We start from the raw sequence: 15,369 nt of genomic DNA, 5'->3' as shown, positions 1-15,369 counted from the left end.
GCTCCGCCGACGATGCGCCCCTAGACTCGCGACTATGTCCGACACGCGCACCGACCAGGCGGACTCCGCCGGGTCCGGTGCCCCGGTGGCCGGCGAACCCGCACGTGAGGGGCGCGCCGTCGAAGCGCGCGCCGAGGTCCCGGTGGTCCAGGACCTCCACCTGGTGAGCGTCGTCGACACTCCCGAACGGCGCGTGCGGCACCCCCGCGACCTGGTCGGCATGATCCTGTGCGCCGTCGGGGTCGCTCTCGTGCTGGTGCTGTCGGTCGTGGCGCACGGCACCACGGAGGGGGTCACCGAGGACGTCCGCAGCTTCAACGATCTGCTCGCGCAGCTGCTGTTCATCCCCGTCGCCGTGCTCCAGGGTGTCGTCACGCTGTTCGCGCCGGTCGCCGTCCTGGTCGAGCTCGGCGTGCGGCGGCTCGGACGGCAGGTCGTCGAGTCGATCGTCTCGGGGGTGCTCGGCATCGTCGTCGGGATCGTCGCCACCCTGCTCGTCATGTCGCTCGGCAGCCCCGAGCTCGTCCGGGCGATGTCCGTCTGGGAGGCGGGCTCCGGGTTCGTGATCGCCGTCCCGCAGTACGCCGCCGCGCTGGCCGCGCTCCTCACCGTGGCGGGGCCCGCGACGCGCCGTCGGACCGTGCGCTGGTCGTGGAACCTCATGTTCGTGGCGCTGGGCGTCGTCCTGGTCACCGGGCAGGTGTCGCTGCCGGGCGTGCTGATGACGCTCCTGCTGGGCCGCCTCGCGGGCCAGGCGGTGCAGTACGTGTCGGGGGTGCGGAGCGAGCGCGCCTACGGGCCGGAGCTCGTCGAGGCGGTGCGGCGGGCGGGGTTCCAGCCCCACCGGCTCGTGCGCGTCCACGACCTGTCCGACGACGCCCCGCCCGTCCCCGACGTCGACGACGCCGCCGCCCTGGCCCTCACCCGCGCCGGTGACAACCGCGTCTACGCGCTGTTCACCGAGGACGACGAGCGCCGCGACGTCGTGGTCCTCGACGGCGACCGGCAGGTGGTCGGCTTCCTGACCCGGCTGTGGCGGTCGCTGCGGCTGCGCGGCATCGAGGGCCGGGCGGCGATCTCGCTCAAGGCGGTCGCGGAGCGTACGGCCCTCCTCACGTACGCCGCCACGGCGGCCGGCGTGCGGACCCCGCGCCTCCTGGGGCTCGGCGAGGGCGGCGACTCCGTGGCCCTGGTGCTCGAGCACGCGTGCGGCGCGGTGTCCCTGCGCGACCTGCCCGAGGACGAGATGACCGACGACGTCCTCGCCGAGGCCTGGGAGCAGCTCGGCCGCGCCCACGCCGCCGGTCTGACGCACCGCGCCCTCACGCAGGACGTCCTCCTGGTGCACCGGGACGACGACGGCCGTCCCTCGGTGTGGCTGACCGGCTGGGAGCAGGGCGACATCGCCTCGTCGCCGCTGTCGCGGCGCCTCGACCTGGTGCAGATGCTCGCGCTCCTGGCGCTCCACGTGGGCGGGCGCCGCGCCGTCGCATCCGCCGCGCGCGCCGTGCCCGACGACGACATCGCCGCCATCGGCCCGCTGCTCCAGTCCATCGCGCTGCCGCGGGCCACCCGCGAGGCGGTCCGGCGGCGCAAGGGCCTGCTCGCCGACCTCCGCGAGGCCCTCGTGGAGCGGCTCCCCGAGGCGGACGTCCAGCCGCAGCGGATCACCCGGTTCGGCGCCCGCACGGTCATCATGGTGACGCTCACGATCGTCGTGGTGGCCGTGGTGGTCGGCACCATCAACTTCGAGGACATCGCCGCCTCGGTGCAGCGGGCCAACCCCTGGTGGGCGGCCGTGGCGTTCGCCCTCGCGATCCTCACCTGGTTCGGTGCGGCGCTCACCCTCGTGGCGTTCTCACCGGTGCGGCTGCCGATGTTCCAGGCGACGCTCACGCAGATGGCGGGGTCGTTCGTGGCCCTCGCCGCCCCGGCAGGCATCGGGCCCGCGGCCCTGAACCTGCGCATGCTGACCCAGCGTGGCGTGTCGATGCCCATGGCGGTGGCGACGGTGGCGCTGGTGCAGGTGTCGCAGTTCGTGGTCACGGTGGTCCTGCTCGTCCTGCTCAGCGTGTTCACCGGCTCCGGCGCGCTGGTGGAGCTGCCGTCTCCGGCCGTGCTGCTCGCGCTCGGCGGGGTCGCGCTCGCCGTCGTCGCGACCCTGCTGGTCCCGGCGGTGCGCCGCTGGGCCATCTCGTTCATCGGACCGCGGGTCAAGCAGGTGTGGCCGCGCCTGGCCCAGATGCTGGGCCACCCCGGCCGCCTGGCCCTGGGCGTGGCCGGCAACCTGGTGATGACGGTCGGCTACATCCTGGCGTTCACGGCGTGCCTGGCGGCGTTCGGCCACTCCCTCGCGCTGATCGACGTGGCGCTCGTCAACCTCATCGGCAACGCGCTCGGGGCGCTGGTGCCCACGCCCGGCGGCCTGGGCGGCGTGGAGGGCGCCCTCACCGCGGGCCTCGCGGCGGCAGGCCTGCCGTACTCGATCGCCCTCTCGGCGACGCTGCTGTACCGCGTGGTGACGTACTGGGGCCGCATCCCGATCGGGTGGGTCGCCATGCGGTGGCTGGAGCGCAAGGGCCACCTGTAGCCCGCGGACGCCGCCCCCGATGGCGCCGATGACGACGCCCATGACAAAGGCCCGGCCCCCTCGGGAGGGGGCCGGGCCTTGTCGCTGAGTCAGCGACGTGTCACTTGGCGACTGCCTTCTTCAGCAGCGAGCCGGCGCTGAGCTTCACACCGAAGTTGGCCGGGATCGTGATCTCCTCGCCGGTGCGCGGGTTGCGACCCGTGCGCTCGGCACGCTCGACACGCTCGGCAGAGAACAGACCGGTCACCTTCACGGCCTCGCCCTTGGCGAGCGACTCGATCAGCACCTCCTGGAAGGCGTTGAGCGCGGTCTCAGCGTCCGACTTGGTCAGGCCGGACTTCGACGCGATCGCCGAGACGAGCTCGGACTTGTTGAGCGACATGCGTTTCCCTTCTTCGGTCACGTCACACGGCGGTCACTGCGCGACGTCGATGTCCCATCCTGCCAGCAGATCGGCGGAACTTCGCGGAGAACAGGCCTTCACGACACAACTTTCCCGTGACATTCCGCTCACAATGCCTCGTTCACGCCCGGCCAGGGGGCAGATGGGGTGAAATCTGGAGGTGTCGGGCAGGCGGTCAGGCCTTCGCGGGCGGCTCGCCGCCCTCCTCGGTGCCCGACGACGGCTCGTCCGCCTCCTCCGCGGCCCGGCGGCTCGCCTCGCGGAGCTCCTCGTTCTCCATGATCTTGCGCCGCACCACCACGAGAGAGGCGATCACGACCGCCAGGGCCGCGAGCATCGCGAGCGCCAGGACCGGCGGGCTCGCCGTGTCGGGCCCGGGGACCGCGGGCGCGGCCGTCAGGTCGTCGGCCTCTCCGGCCACCTCGGTGTCGTCGCCCGACGACGTCTCGCCCGCCCCGGTCTCGGCAGTCCCGCCGTCGGTCGCCTCGGGCGTGACGCCGGCCTCGGTGCCGGCCGCGCCCGCAGGGGCCGTGACGGTGAACCCGAACGTCCCCTCGATGGGGTGCCCGTCGGACGACACGACGTGCCAGGCCACGGTGTAGGCGCCGGCCGGCAGGTCGGCGGGGAGCGCGGCCTTGACGGTCGCCCCGGCGGTGTCGACGGCGGGCGCCTCGACCGGCACCGCGGCGCCGTCGGGCCCCGTGACGGCGAGCTGTGCGCCCGTCTCGAGCGGGGCGGCCGAGAAGGACAGCAGGATGCTCTGGGGCGCCTCGACCGACTGGCCGTCGGCGGGCTCGGACGACAGCAGCCGGTCGTGCGCGGAGGCCGGTGGCGCCCCCACGACCAGGCCCAGCACGGTCACGACCACCAGCGCGAGGAACGCTGCGGCGAGACCGAGGAGGCGTGCGGGAACCCGGGGCTGAGGGAGAGCGACGCTGGCGGCAGGCATGCCCCCGACAATATCGCCCGCGCCTGAGTGCCCCGCCCCGCCGCCCCCCCGCCTCCCGCCTCCCGCCTCCCGCCGAGACAGTGACCTCGTCCGACGAACGTACTGTTTCGGCAGCGGGCGGGCGGGCGTTCAGGCCTCCGGGACGTTGCGCTCCAGCTCGGCCAGCCACGCCGCGGGGCTCGCGTCCGACGGCATCCGCCAGTCTCCCCGCGGCGACATGGTGCCGCCGGCCGCCACCTTCGGGCCGTTGGGCAGCGCCGAGCGCTTGAACTGGGACGCGAAGAACCGCCGCACGAACACACCGAGCCAGCGGCGGACCGTCGCGAGGTCGTACTGCGCCCGGCCCTCGACGGGATACCCGGGCGGCCACGCGCCGTCGTCGGCCGTGCGCCACGCGTGCCAGGCCAGGAAGGCGATCTTGGACGGCCGGTAACCGAAGCGGAGGGTCCAGAAGAGCGTGAAGTCCTGGAGCGCGTACGGGCCCACCATCGCCTCGGTGGACTGGGGCGTCTCGCCCTCCTCCGTGGGGATGAGCTCGGGCGTGATCTCCTGCGTGAGGATCTCGCGCAGCACCACGTTGGCGTCGTCGGAGAACTGGCCCGAGTCGATGACCCAGCGGATCAGGTGCTGGATGAGCGTCTTGGGCACGCCCGTGTTGACCGCGTAGTGCGACATCTGGTCGCCCACGCCGTAGGTGCACCAGCCGAGCGCCAGCTCCGACAGGTCTCCCGTGCCGAGGACGATGCCGCCGCGGTGGTTGGCGAGCCGGAACAGGTAGTCGGTGCGCAGGCCGGCCTGGACGTTCTCGAACGTGACGTCGTACTGCTTGGCGCCCGTGGAGTACGGGTGGTCGAGGTCCTTGAGCATCTGCTCGGCCGCGGGCCGGATGTCGAGCTCCTCGAACGTGACGCCGAGAGCCTGCGACAGGCGGGTGGCCCGCTCCTTGGTGACCGCGCTCGTGGCGAAGCCCGGCATGGTGAAGGCGTGGATGTCGCTGCGGGGGCGGCCCAGCCGGTCCATCGCCTTCGCGGCGACGATCAACGCGTGCGTGGAGTCGAGCCCGCCCGACACCCCGATCACGACCTTGGGGTGCCCGATGGCGTGCAGGCGCTGCTCCAGGCCGCTCACCTGGATGTTGTAGGCCTCGTAGCAGTCGAGGGCGAGGCGCTCCGGGTCGTCCGGGACGAAGGGGAAGCGGTCCACCTTGCGGCGCAGGCCGACGTCGCCCGCGGGCGGGCGCACCGCGAACGGCACCTCGCGGAACGGGCGCGCGCCCAGGCCCCGCCGGTTGTCGTCGAAGCTGCCCTGCCGCAGGCGCTCCTGCCGGATCTTGTCCAGGTCGACGTCGACGACGGTGCGCCGCGGGCCGTCCGGGAACCGCTCGGTCTCGCCGAGCAGGTCACCGGTCTCGTAGACCATGGTCTGGCCGTCCCAGCTGAGGTCGGTGCTGGACTCACCCTGCCCGGCCGCCGCGAAGACGTAGGCGGCCAGGCAGCGGAAGCTCTGGCTACGGACCAGCAGACGGCGGTCCTCCGCGCGCGCCACGGTGATGGGGCTGCCGCTGAGGTTGAGCAGCACGCTGGCACCCGCGAGCGCCGCCTCGCTCGACGGCGGCACGGGTACCCACATGTCCTCACAGACCTCGGCGTGCACGGCGAGCCCGGGCACGTCCGTGGCGCGGAAGATCAGGTCGGGGCCGAGCGGCACCTCCGCGCCGAGGAGCGTCATGGTGTCGCCGTGCCGGTCGTCGCCCGGCGCGAACCAGCGCTTCTCGTAGAACTCGCGGTAGTTCGGCAGGTAGGACTTGGGCGCCACGCCCAGGATCCGCCCCTGGTGGACGACGACGGCCGCGTTGACCAGCCGGGTGCCGACGCTCAGCGGAGCGCCGACCACCAGCATCGGCAGGAGGTCGGCGCTCGCCCGCACGATCTCCTCGAGCGCTGCGAGCACGGCCTCGAGGAGCGTGTCCTGGAGGTGCAGGTCGTCGATCGCGTAGCCGCTGAGGCAGAGCTCTGGGAACACCGCCACGGCCACGCCGTCGTCGTGGCACTCGCGTGCCTGCTGGAGCACCGCCGCGGCGTTGGCGGCGGGGTCGGCCACCGCGACGGGGAGGGTGCAGGCCGCGACGCGGGCGAACCCGTGGGCGTAGGCCGAGTAGAAGTCCACACGCTGAGTCTAGGGAGACACCTCCGGGGTCGCCGTCAGCTGCCGTCCGGCCCCAGGGGGAGCGGCGTGGTGTCGCCGTCGGGCCGGGGGCCGAAGATCCGGCGCTCCGACGCGGCGATGGGCACGTCGTTGATGCTGGCCTCGCGCCGGCGCATGAGCCCGGACGGGTCGAACTCCCACAGCTCGTTGCCGTGGCTGCGCCACCACCGGCCGTCGTGGTCGTGCCACTCGTACTGGAACCGCACGGCGATGCGGTCGTCGGTCCAGGCCCAGAGCTCCTTGCGGAGCGCGTAGCCGAGCTCGCGCTCCCACTTGCGGGTGAGGAACTCGACGATCGCGTCGCGGCCGGTCAGGAACTCCGACCGGTTCCGCCAGCGGGAGCCGGGCGTGTAGGCCTGGGCGACGCGGTGCGGGTCGCGGGTGTTCCACGCGTCCTCGGCGGCCTGCACCTTGCGGCGGGCGCCGGCCTCGTCGAACGGGGGCAGGGGCGGTCGGGTCATGTCGTCTCCTCCAGGAGCTGTCGGCGGTAGCGGACGAGCCGGTGGGCCCGCCCGTTGGTGAGGGCGCCCACCAGCCGGGCGCCGTCCCGGAACTCGGCGACGAACCGGCCGTCCGGGTGGTCCTCCACGACCCGGGCGTCCAGGCCCGCGCCGGTGCGGCCGACCGCCTGGACCCGCCAGTCGTACAGATGGGTCCAGAAGCTCGGCAGGAGCGGCGGGTCGCCGGTCGCCGTCAGGCCGAGGAGGGTGCGAGCGGCACGCGCGCCCTGCTCGGTCGCGGCGGCGTAGTGCGGCCGGCGGGCGGAGTGCGGCCGGCGGGCGGAGGCCCCGGTCCCGGGCCGGGACACCGCCGTGACGTCGCCGGCGGCCGTGATGCCTGGTGCCACCAGGCCCGAGGGGCCCACCTCGAACCCGCCGTCCGCCAGCCAGCCGGTGGCAGGCCGACCACCGAGGGCGAGCAGGACCAGGTCGGCACGGACCACGCTGCCGTCGTCGAGGACCGCGCCCCGCACCCGGCCGCTGCCCTGCAGGGCGACCACCTGCCGGCCGGGGCGGAGGTCGGCGCCGTGGGAGCGGTGCAGCGCGGCGACCCGCTCCGCCAGGCCGGCGCCGAGGACGCGCTCGAGCGGGAGCGTTCCCCGGTCCACGAGCGTCACCGGCAGGCCGAGCGTGCGGAGCGTCGCCGTGAGCTCGTTGCCGAGGAGGCCGCCGCCCACCACCAGTGCGGCCGACGCCGACCCGAGCTCCTCCCGGATCCGGTCGGCGTCGTCGAGGGTCCGGAGGGTGTGCACGCCGCCGAGCCCGCGCAGGGCCCGCGGCACCGGCCGCGGGACCTCGCCGGTCGCCACCACGAGCCCGTCGAAGGCGACGCGCCCGCCGTCCGCCGTGAGCACCTGCCGACCCGCCCGGTCGAGGCCGGTAGCGGCGTGCCCGAGCAGCCACTCGGCCTCGACCTCCGCGGCGGACGGCAGGGTGAGCGCGGTGGCCGCACCCCCGAGGAGGAACTCCTTCGAGAGCGGAGGGCGCCGGTACGGCAGGTGGCGCTCAGCCCCCACGATCGTGAGCCGGCCGCCCCAGCCCTGCCGTCGCAGCTCGACGGCGGCGCTGAGCCCGGCGACCCCCGCACCGACCACCACGACCGAGCGCAGCCTCATGCGGCGGTCACGCGGATCGCCTGGACGGGGCAGGCCCGGACCGCCTCGGCGACGGCCGCCGCCTGGTCCGGGCCGGGCGACTCCACGTACTCGAGCTCGTCGTCCTCTGTCAGGGAGAAGACGTCCGGGGCGGCGAACACGCACTGGGCGTGGATCTCGCAGGCGGCTCGGTCGACCTCGACACGCATGGTCACACTCCTCTCACCGGGGGGTTGAACGTCGAGTACTTCTCCAGGTGCCAGCGGAACGGCAGCCGGTGCTCCAGCTCGACGACGCGGGTCACGTCGAGCTCGACGAGGCGCTGGGCCCCCGGGCGGCGGGCCGTCCGGTCCGCGTCCCAGTCGACACGCATCCGGCCGGCGACGTGGAGCGTGCGGCCCGCCGCCCAGTCCACGACGAGGAGCCCGGCCCTCGGGTCGAGCAGCGTGTTGCCCAGCGTCATGTACATGGAGTTGCCGACGTAGTCGGGCCACCCGAGGTGCGTGGCGGTGGCCTCGACGAAGCCGGGGCTGCCCCCGCGGTGCGAGACGTCGAGCCCGTGGCCCGGCGCGCCCGTCCCGACGAAGAACGTGTCGGCGCCCGCCAGCCAGGCCTGCTGGGCGTCGGTCAGCGTGGTGCTGTCCGACCGGACGGGGGCCACCGGCAGGTCGTCGCCGACGATCCGGCGGGTCTGGATGTACTTCGGGCAGTTGGAGTAGACCTGCTCCGTCGTGACCTGCAGGCCCGCGCCGGTGGTGCGAGCCCGGCCGTTGACCCGCATCCGGCGGCGGGTCGCCGGGTCGATGGCGAGCATGCCGACCTCCTCCTCCGACGCGAAGCTGCCGCTCAGTGGGTCCGCCGCCGGCAGGGAGGCCCCGACCACCAGCGTCGAGGGGTCCTCGACGACGGCGAAGCCGGGGTCTCCCGTCAGGACGGTCGACCAGATCTCGCCGTCGGCCCGGCCGGCCACGACCACCATCCGCTGGGCCGCGAGGAAGTCCGCCGCGACGTCCGGGACCGTGCCGCCGACCGAGGCGCTCCCCCAGTCGTCGGCGTCGACGCCGGCACGCCGCCGGACCGCCACCTCGCCGGGGTGCCTCATCAGAAGAACCCGCACGTGGGGGCGCCGGCCACCGGGGCGGTCGTGCCGTCCACGCCCGTCGTGGCGTAGATCTCGAGCCGGATGCCGTCCGGGTCGCTGAAGAACACGCCGCCCGACCCGGCCCCCTCCCCGTGGGCAACCACGCCGTCGTAGGCGAAGTCCACGTCGAGCTCCTTCAGCACCCGCTCGGCGGCCCGGACCTCGTCGACCGAGCCGACCTCGAACGAGAGGTGGTGGAGTCCGGGCAGCCCGGTCGGGAACTCTCCGGTGCTCTGCTGCCACAGGGCGAGCGCGAGCACGCCGTCCTTGCCGAGCAGGGCGAAGGCGCGCTCGCCGTCGGAGCGGGCCAGCACCTCGATGTCGAAGACCTGGCGGTAGAAGTCGACCGAGCGATCGAGCTGGGTCACGTTCATCGCCACGTGACCCGTCTTGAGCACGGTGGTACCCACGGTGTTCTCCTCACCGGCGCACGGCCGACGACCCCTCGATCGTCTAATGGATGTGATCCGTGCAACCGTTAGGTGAACCGTAGTGCAGGTCACTAACGACTAGCAAGGGGTGATCCGTTAGAGATCCGGTAGGCTGGGACACGGACGACCGGAGGGAGGCGACACCGCATGACAGACGCGCCGGTGCTCTACGCCTCCGAGCCCCGCAGCGTGCGGCTCATGAACACCGTCTGGGCCGACCGGTCGGGCGTCCATGACTCGCTCGAGTCGCTCGAGACGTTCCGCGAGTGGCTGGCCGCCGGCGGTCTGGGCGAGCCCGCCCCGGCCGGCGAGCCCGCCCCGGCCGGTGAGCCCGCCCCGATAGGGAACCCCGACCTCGCCGCGGCCCGGAGGCTCCGCGACGCGCTCCGGCGGCTCGCCGCGTCAGCGACGGACGACGACCGGGAGGGCGCCGTCGACCCGGCGCTCGCCGTCACGGCCGCCCTGGCCGAGGTGAACCGGCACCTGGCGACGCAGCGGGTGGTGGCTCGCTACGACGAGGCGCTGTCGGTCGACCGCGCATCGACGGCGACCGGGTTCGCCCGCCTCCTTGCCGACCTCGCCCTGGAGGGGACCGAGCTCGCCGCCCGCAGCGCGACGGGGGAGCTCCGCGCCTGCCACGGACCGGGGTGCGTCCTGTACTTCGTCAAGGACGGCGCCCGCAGGGAGTGGTGCTCGGCCGGCTGCGGCAACCGGGCGCGCGTGGCGCGGCACTACCGTCGCCATCGGCAAGGCTGAGAGCGCCGACGATTGCCGTAGGTAATTGCTTTCGGTAATGATTGCCCCCATGACTTCCCGCTCCAGCATCGCGATCGTCAACGCCTACGTCGTGCCGGTCGCCGCCGCCCCGATCGAGAACGGCACGGTCCTCGTCGAGGACGGCGTGATCACCGCCGTCGGCCCGGACGTGACAGTCCCCGACGGCGTCCCCACCCTGGACGCCCGCGGCCGCCACGTGCTCCCCGGCTTCGTCGAGGCCCACGGGCACATCGGCACCCACGAGGAGGGCGAGGGCTGGGCCGGCAACGACACCAACGAGATGACCCACCCCGACGGCTCGGCCCTGCGGGCCCTCGACGGCATCAACATCGAGGACGAGGGCTTCCGTGACGCGCTGCTCGGCGGCGTGACGAGCGCGGTCATCAAGCCCGGCTCGGGCAACCCGATCGGCGGCCAGACCGTCGCGATCAAGACGTGGGGCGGCCGCACCGTCGACGAGCAGATCATCAGCGAGTCGGTGTCCGTGAAGAGCGCCCTCGGCGAGAACCCGAAGCGGGTCTACGGCGACAAGAAGCAGCTGCCGTCCACGCGCCTGGGCGTCGCGAACGTCATCCGCAAGGCGTTCGTGGACGCGCAGAACTACGTCGCCAAGCGCGACGCCGCCGCAGCCGAGGGCAAGCCGTTCGACCGCGACCTCGGCAAGGAGACCCTCGCCCGCGTCCTGGCCGGCGAGCTCGTGTGGGACCAGCACGTCCACCGGGCCGACGACATCGCCACCGCCCTGCGCCTCCAGGCCGAGTTCGGCTACCGGCTGGTGATCAACCACGGAACCGAGGGCGCCTTCCTCGCCGACGTCCTGGCCGAGAAGGACGTCCCGGTCATCTTCGGCCCCCTGTTCACGTCCCGCTCCAAGGTGGAGCTGCGCCACCGCGCCATCGTGAACCTGGGCATCCTGGCCGCGGCGGGCGTGCGCGTCGCCATCACCACCGACCACCCCGTGGTGCCGATCAACTTCCTGGTGCACCAGGCGTCCCTCGCCGTCAAGGAGGGTCTTGACCCGCAGGTCGCCCTCGAGGCGCTCACCACCAACCCCGCCGCGTTCCTGGGCCTCGACGACCGCGTGGGCGCCCTCGCACCGGGCCTCGACGGCGACGTCGTGGTCTGGTCGGGCGACCCGCTGGACGTGAACTCCCGCGCCGAGCACGTCTTCATCACCGGCACCGAGGTCTTCACCTGGGACGCCTCCGCCGACAACGGCCGCGGCAAGGGCGTCGTCAGGGAGCGCATGGAGCGCTTCGCCTGACCCTCTGTCGCGTTGTGGGTATGGCTGTGGCGGGAATCCGGGCCGGGATTCCCGCCACAGCCATACCCACGACGAACCGGGGTCGGGCACGATGGGGCCGTGCCCGTCGTCGAATCCTCGCTCGTCGTCCCCGTCGACGTCGACACCGCCTACGCGGTGTCGCAGACCACGGGCGAGGTGCGGCTCCTCTGGGACCCGTTCATCCGGCGGCAGCGGCTGCTCGACGGCGCCGCCCGCCCGGCCAAGGGGGTCCGCGTCGCCACCACGCACCGTTCGGGGCTGCGGATGACGAGCGAGTACGTGTCGTACAACCCGCCCCGGAACGTCGGCATGAAGATGCTCACGGGCAGCTGGTTCTTCCAGCACTTCGCCGCGGGCTGGCGGTTCACCCCCGAGCCCGACGGCCGCACGCGCGCCGTCTGGCGGTACTCCTTCAGCTGCCGTCCGCGCTGGCTCGCGCCGCTCGCCGAGCGGGTCGGCGTCGTCCTGCTGCGCAAGGACATCGACCGGCGGATCGCGGGCTTCGCGCGCGGTTGCCAGGACCCGCGGGTGCTGGACGCGGTCCGGGAGGGGTGACCGCGCCCGCCGCCCCGCCGGCCCGCGGCGCCCGCCGCCCCGCCGCCCCGCTGCCCCGCAGAGACAGTCACCTCGTCCGACGAGCGCACTGTCTCGGCGACCAACCGACCGGCACCACGGGACCACCCCGCCCGGCACCGCAGGACGACGCGTCGCACCGGCCGGCGGCGTAGCGTGCTGGCATGATGCCCGGCCCGGCCGGTCCCTCGGACCGCCTCACCGGTCCGCTGGACCGCCGTCGTCCGCGGATCTTCCTCGCCGTCCTCGCCCTCGTGGTCACCGTGCTGGGCTCGTTCGGCGCGGCGCACGGCCCGTGGGCCGGACCAGGCCGAGGCAGCGGACCGGGTCGTGGCCGGTGGAACCCCGGGACGTGGGAGTCCCTCGGGGCGCCCCCCGACGGCCTCGGGCTCGCCCTGCTGCTCGTCCCGCCGCTGGCCCTGGTGCTCCTGCTGCCGCGTCGCCCCGTCGTCGCGGTGGCTGCGTCGACCGCCGCGGCGGGCCTCTTCCTCACCCTGGGGTACGCGTGGGGGCCTGTGCTGGTCGGTCCGGTGACGGTGCTGGTCGGGGCGCTCCTCAGCGGTCCGTCGGCCCGCGGCCGGTGGGTGGCGTGGTCGGGAGCCGCGCTGCTCGGCGTCACGGTCGCTGTCGCCGGCCTGCTGCGCACCGCGCCCGGCAACCCCAGCCCCGCGTCCCTCGTCGCCGGTGGCGCCTGGGTCGCGGTGGTGCTGCTCGTGGCGGGCACGGTCCGCGACCGCGCCGGGCGCCTGGCCGCGGCCCGGGAGGCGGAGCTCCGCAGCGCGGCGGAACGGGAGCGCACCGCGGTGACCGCCGAACGCCTCCGGATCGCCCGCGAGCTGCACGACGTCCTCGCGCACTCCCTCTCCGCGATCACCGTCCAGGCGGGGGTCGGGCTGCACCTGCTCGACCGCGACCCCGGCCAGGCCCGGACAGCCCTCACCAACATCCGCGACACGAGCCGCGACGCCCTCGACGAGGTCCGTGAGGTGCTGGGCATCGTCCGGGACGACGCTCCCCTCGCCCCCACGTGGGACCTCGCGAGCCTGGAGCGGCTCGCCGCCCAGGCCCGCGCCGACGTCGCCGTCGCGCTCGACGTGGACCCCGCCGCCCACGACCTGCCCGACCGTCTCGCCGGCGTGGTCCATCGCGTGGTCCAGGAGTCGCTCACCAACGTGCGCCGCCACGCGGCGGGCGCCACCCGCGTCGACGTCGTGGTTCGCCGCCAGGGCGGCACGGTGGAGGTCACGGTGTCCGACGACGGCCGCGCACCCCGGGCGGAACCCTCGCCCGGGTACGGGCTGCTCGGCATGCGGGAGCGCGTCGAGGGGGCTGGCGGCACGCTGGAGGCCGGGCCGCGCGACCCCGGCCCGGGCTGGGAGGTCCGGGCCGTCCTGCCCGTCCACGCGCGCACCACGACCGAGGGAGACACGTGATCGACGTCCTGCTGGCCGACGACCAGGCGCTCGTCCGGGGAGGCTTCCGGGCCCTCGTGGACTCCGAGGACGACATGCGGGTCGTGGCCGAGGCCGCCACCGGCGACGACGCCGTGCGACTCACGCTCGAGCACCTGCCCCAGGTGGTCCTCATGGACATCCGCATGCCGGGGCTCGACGGCCTGGAGGCGACCCGCCGGATCGTGGCGTCGCCACGGGCCTCGGGCGTGCACGTGGTCGTCGTGACCACGTTCGAGCTCGACGAGTACGTGACCGAGGCGATCCGGGCCGGGGCGTCGGGCTTCCTCGTCAAGGACACGGAGCCGGCCGACCTGGTGCGCGCGGTGCGGGTCGCCGCGGCGGGCGACGCGCTGCTCTCGCCCACGGTGACCCGGAGGCTGCTGGCGCGGGTCGCCGAGGCCACCCGCGCCGTCGCGCCGGTGCCGGGCCTCGACGAGCTCACGCCGCGCGAGCGGGAGGTGCTGGTCGAGGTGGCGGGCGGGCTCGCCAACGACGAGATCGCCGCCAGGCTGTACCTCTCCGAGTCCACGGTGAAGACGCACGTGTCCCGGGTGCTCACCAAGCTCGGTGCGCGCGACCGGGCACAGCTCGTGGTGCTGGCATACGAGGCGGGCCTGGTTCGGCCGGGCTGGGCGGGGTGAGCAGGCCTCAGACCTCGCGCACAGGCGGTACCAGGGCGGTACGCGGGACGGTACGGCAGGCCGACGCGCCGCCCGGCGTCGGACGGGAGCCTTGAGGGGTTCCCGCCGGACCGTCCGGCGCGACCGACACTGGAGGTCGAGATGCTCACCACCCTCGCGGACGCCGTCGCGTCCGGGCCGCACGGTCACTGGGGCCCGGGCCCCTGGTGGTTCGTCTTCCCCCTGCTCTGGTTCCTGCTGTTCGCCACGCTGATCGTGCTGTTCGCGCGCCGGGCGCGGAACGGTCTCGGCCGGGGCCACGCCGGCCCGCCGCCGTGGGCGGGCCACCAGGGCTACCCGGGCTATCCGCCCATGGCCGGCAGCGACCCGGTCGCGATCCTCGCCGAGCGGTTCGCCCGCGGTGAGATCGACGAGCCGGAGTTCCGGTCACGGCTGGCAGCGCTGAGGTCGCCAGGCACGCCACCCACCGACGCCTGACCCCAGCCCGCGGGCCGGGGGCCCGGGCCCCGGGGCCCGGGCTCCGACCGTGTGATCGGTAGTTCGGTGGGGGGGGGGGGGGTGGCCCCCCCCCCCCCCCCCCACCGAACTGCCGATCACACGGTCCAGGGCGCGGACGCGCAGCCACCGGTGTGACCCGCAGACGTGAACCTGACCACACCAGACCCGGACCACCCGCAAGAAGCCGGGCATCTCGCTCGGATCGTTTCGATATCGACTTGCGAACGAGCCCCGCCACGGGATCAAATCGTTAGCATGCGTAAGTACCTTGCCGCTACCGCGGTCCTGACCTCTGCTCTGCTCCTCGCCGCCTGTTCGGACGAGGGTGCCACCACGGACGACGCCACCACCGCGAGCCCGTCCGCCACCGCGAGCGAGACCTCCTCGGCCGTCTACGACACCGTCGGTGCCTGCCGCACCTTCTTCTACGGTGAGGGGTCGCTCAACTCGTACATCCAGACGGCGGCCCCGCTCGTCGCCGCCCCGCTCGACGAGACCAGCACGGGTCCGGTCACCAGCGCGAGCCAGCGCCTCGCCGCCCTCATCCCGCTGGTGGACGACGAGACCGCCGCCTACCTCGAGCCCATCAAGCTGCCCTTCGACCAGGCGATCGAGGGCACCGTGGCAGACCCGGCCGCCGTCACCACCGCGGTGGACGAGTACTCCGCCGCCTGCGAGACCGCCGGCTACACGGGCTGACCCGGCACCACCGGGCACCACCGCCGCCCGGGCGTGCCGCAGGACCGACGAGGCCGCCGGACCCCCACGAAGGGTCCGGCGGCCTCGTCGTCTGCGGCGCCCGGCCGGGCACCTGGTCCCCCACCAGCA

General features: G+C 74.1%; 16 protein-coding genes. 8 read left to right on the top strand and 8 right to left on the bottom strand.

What is annotated here, in order from left to right; all coding sequences use genetic code 11:
• The first annotated feature begins 34 nt into the window (after positions 1–34).
• Positions 35–2,590, top strand: a complete 2,556-nt coding sequence (locus AC060K_RS01245; protein ID WP_483763625.1) for a flippase-like domain-containing protein — start codon at positions 35–37, stop codon at positions 2,588–2,590.
• A gap of 100 nt (positions 2,591–2,690) precedes the next feature.
• On the opposite strand, the gene AC060K_RS01240 is transcribed toward AC060K_RS01245, so the two are convergent.
• The 8 genes from AC060K_RS01240 to AC060K_RS01205 form a co-directional block, all read right to left on the bottom strand.
• Positions 2,691–2,972, bottom strand: a complete 282-nt coding sequence (locus AC060K_RS01240; RefSeq protein WP_483763624.1) for an HU family DNA-binding protein — start codon at positions 2,970–2,972, stop codon at positions 2,691–2,693.
• 196 nt (positions 2,973–3,168) lie between these two features.
• Entirely contained in the window at positions 3,169–3,942 is a 774-nt protein-coding gene (locus AC060K_RS01235; protein ID WP_483763623.1) for a copper resistance CopC family protein, read from the bottom strand.
• Between the two features lie 129 nt (positions 3,943–4,071).
• Positions 4,072–6,108, bottom strand: coding sequence for an NAD(+) synthase (locus AC060K_RS01230; RefSeq protein ID WP_483763622.1), 2,037 nt, complete (start codon positions 6,106–6,108; stop codon positions 4,072–4,074).
• A 35-nt stretch (positions 6,109–6,143) separates the two neighbouring features.
• Entirely contained in the window at positions 6,144–6,608 is a 465-nt protein-coding gene (locus AC060K_RS01225; protein ID WP_483763621.1) for a nuclear transport factor 2 family protein, read from the bottom strand.
• Positions 6,605–7,762 carry an NAD(P)/FAD-dependent oxidoreductase gene (locus tag AC060K_RS01220; RefSeq protein WP_483763620.1) on the bottom strand — a complete coding sequence of 386 codons (1,158 nt, stop codon included), beginning with the start codon at positions 7,760–7,762 and terminating at the stop codon, positions 6,605–6,607. Before AC060K_RS01220 ends, AC060K_RS01225 begins: the two co-directional genes overlap by 4 nt.
• Positions 7,759–7,950, bottom strand: a complete 192-nt coding sequence (locus tag AC060K_RS01215) for a ferredoxin (RefSeq protein WP_483763619.1) — start codon at positions 7,948–7,950, stop codon at positions 7,759–7,761. The genes AC060K_RS01220 and AC060K_RS01215 overlap by 4 nt, the downstream gene beginning before the upstream one ends.
• 2 nt (positions 7,951–7,952) lie before the next feature.
• On the bottom strand, positions 7,953–8,843 hold the full coding sequence (locus tag AC060K_RS01210; protein WP_483763618.1) for a hypothetical protein: 891 nt from the start codon (positions 8,841–8,843) through the stop codon (positions 7,953–7,955).
• On the bottom strand, positions 8,843–9,292 hold the full coding sequence (locus AC060K_RS01205; protein ID WP_483763617.1) for a VOC family protein: 450 nt from the start codon (positions 9,290–9,292) through the stop codon (positions 8,843–8,845). Before AC060K_RS01205 ends, AC060K_RS01210 begins: the two co-directional genes overlap by 1 nt.
• Before the next feature lie 168 nt (positions 9,293–9,460).
• Here AC060K_RS01205 and AC060K_RS01200 point away from each other — a divergent pair, with 168 nt between their 5' ends.
• The 7 genes from AC060K_RS01200 to AC060K_RS01170 all read left to right on the top strand — a co-directional run bounded on the left by AC060K_RS01200 (position 9,461) and on the right by AC060K_RS01170 (position 15,240).
• The gene (locus AC060K_RS01200) at positions 9,461–10,069 is read left to right on the top strand and encodes a CGNR zinc finger domain-containing protein (protein ID WP_483763616.1); all 609 of its coding nucleotides are present in this window, start codon (positions 9,461–9,463) and stop codon (positions 10,067–10,069) included.
• A gap of 49 nt (positions 10,070–10,118) precedes the next feature.
• Complete coding sequence (locus tag AC060K_RS01195; RefSeq protein ID WP_483763615.1) at positions 10,119–11,354, top strand: amidohydrolase; 1,236 nt, start codon at positions 10,119–10,121, stop codon at positions 11,352–11,354.
• Between the two features lie 99 nt (positions 11,355–11,453).
• Positions 11,454–11,930: an SRPBCC family protein gene (locus tag AC060K_RS01190; protein WP_483763614.1), complete on the top strand. Its 477-nt coding sequence runs from the start codon at positions 11,454–11,456 to the stop codon at positions 11,928–11,930.
• Between the two features lie 182 nt (positions 11,931–12,112).
• The gene (locus AC060K_RS01185; protein ID WP_483763613.1) at positions 12,113–13,381 is read left to right on the top strand and encodes a sensor histidine kinase; all 1,269 of its coding nucleotides are present in this window, start codon (positions 12,113–12,115) and stop codon (positions 13,379–13,381) included.
• Positions 13,378–14,043 (top strand): response regulator, encoded by a 666-nt coding sequence (locus AC060K_RS01180; protein ID WP_483763612.1) that lies wholly within the window; start codon positions 13,378–13,380, stop codon positions 14,041–14,043. Before AC060K_RS01185 ends, AC060K_RS01180 begins: the two co-directional genes overlap by 4 nt.
• 141 nt (positions 14,044–14,184) lie before the next feature.
• Entirely contained in the window at positions 14,185–14,520 is a 336-nt protein-coding gene (locus tag AC060K_RS01175; protein ID WP_483763611.1) for an SHOCT domain-containing protein, read from the top strand.
• Positions 14,521–14,796: 276 nt separating this feature from the next.
• Positions 14,797–15,240: a hypothetical protein gene (locus AC060K_RS01170; RefSeq protein WP_483763610.1), complete on the top strand. Its 444-nt coding sequence runs from the start codon at positions 14,797–14,799 to the stop codon at positions 15,238–15,240.
• Positions 15,241–15,369 lie beyond the last annotated feature (129 nt).

The sequence above is a fragment of the Antribacter sp. NEAU-D49 genome (assembly GCF_057158775.1).
The sequence above is the reverse complement of the archived record's forward strand: the minus strand, read 5'-3'. Positions and strand labels throughout refer to the sequence as shown.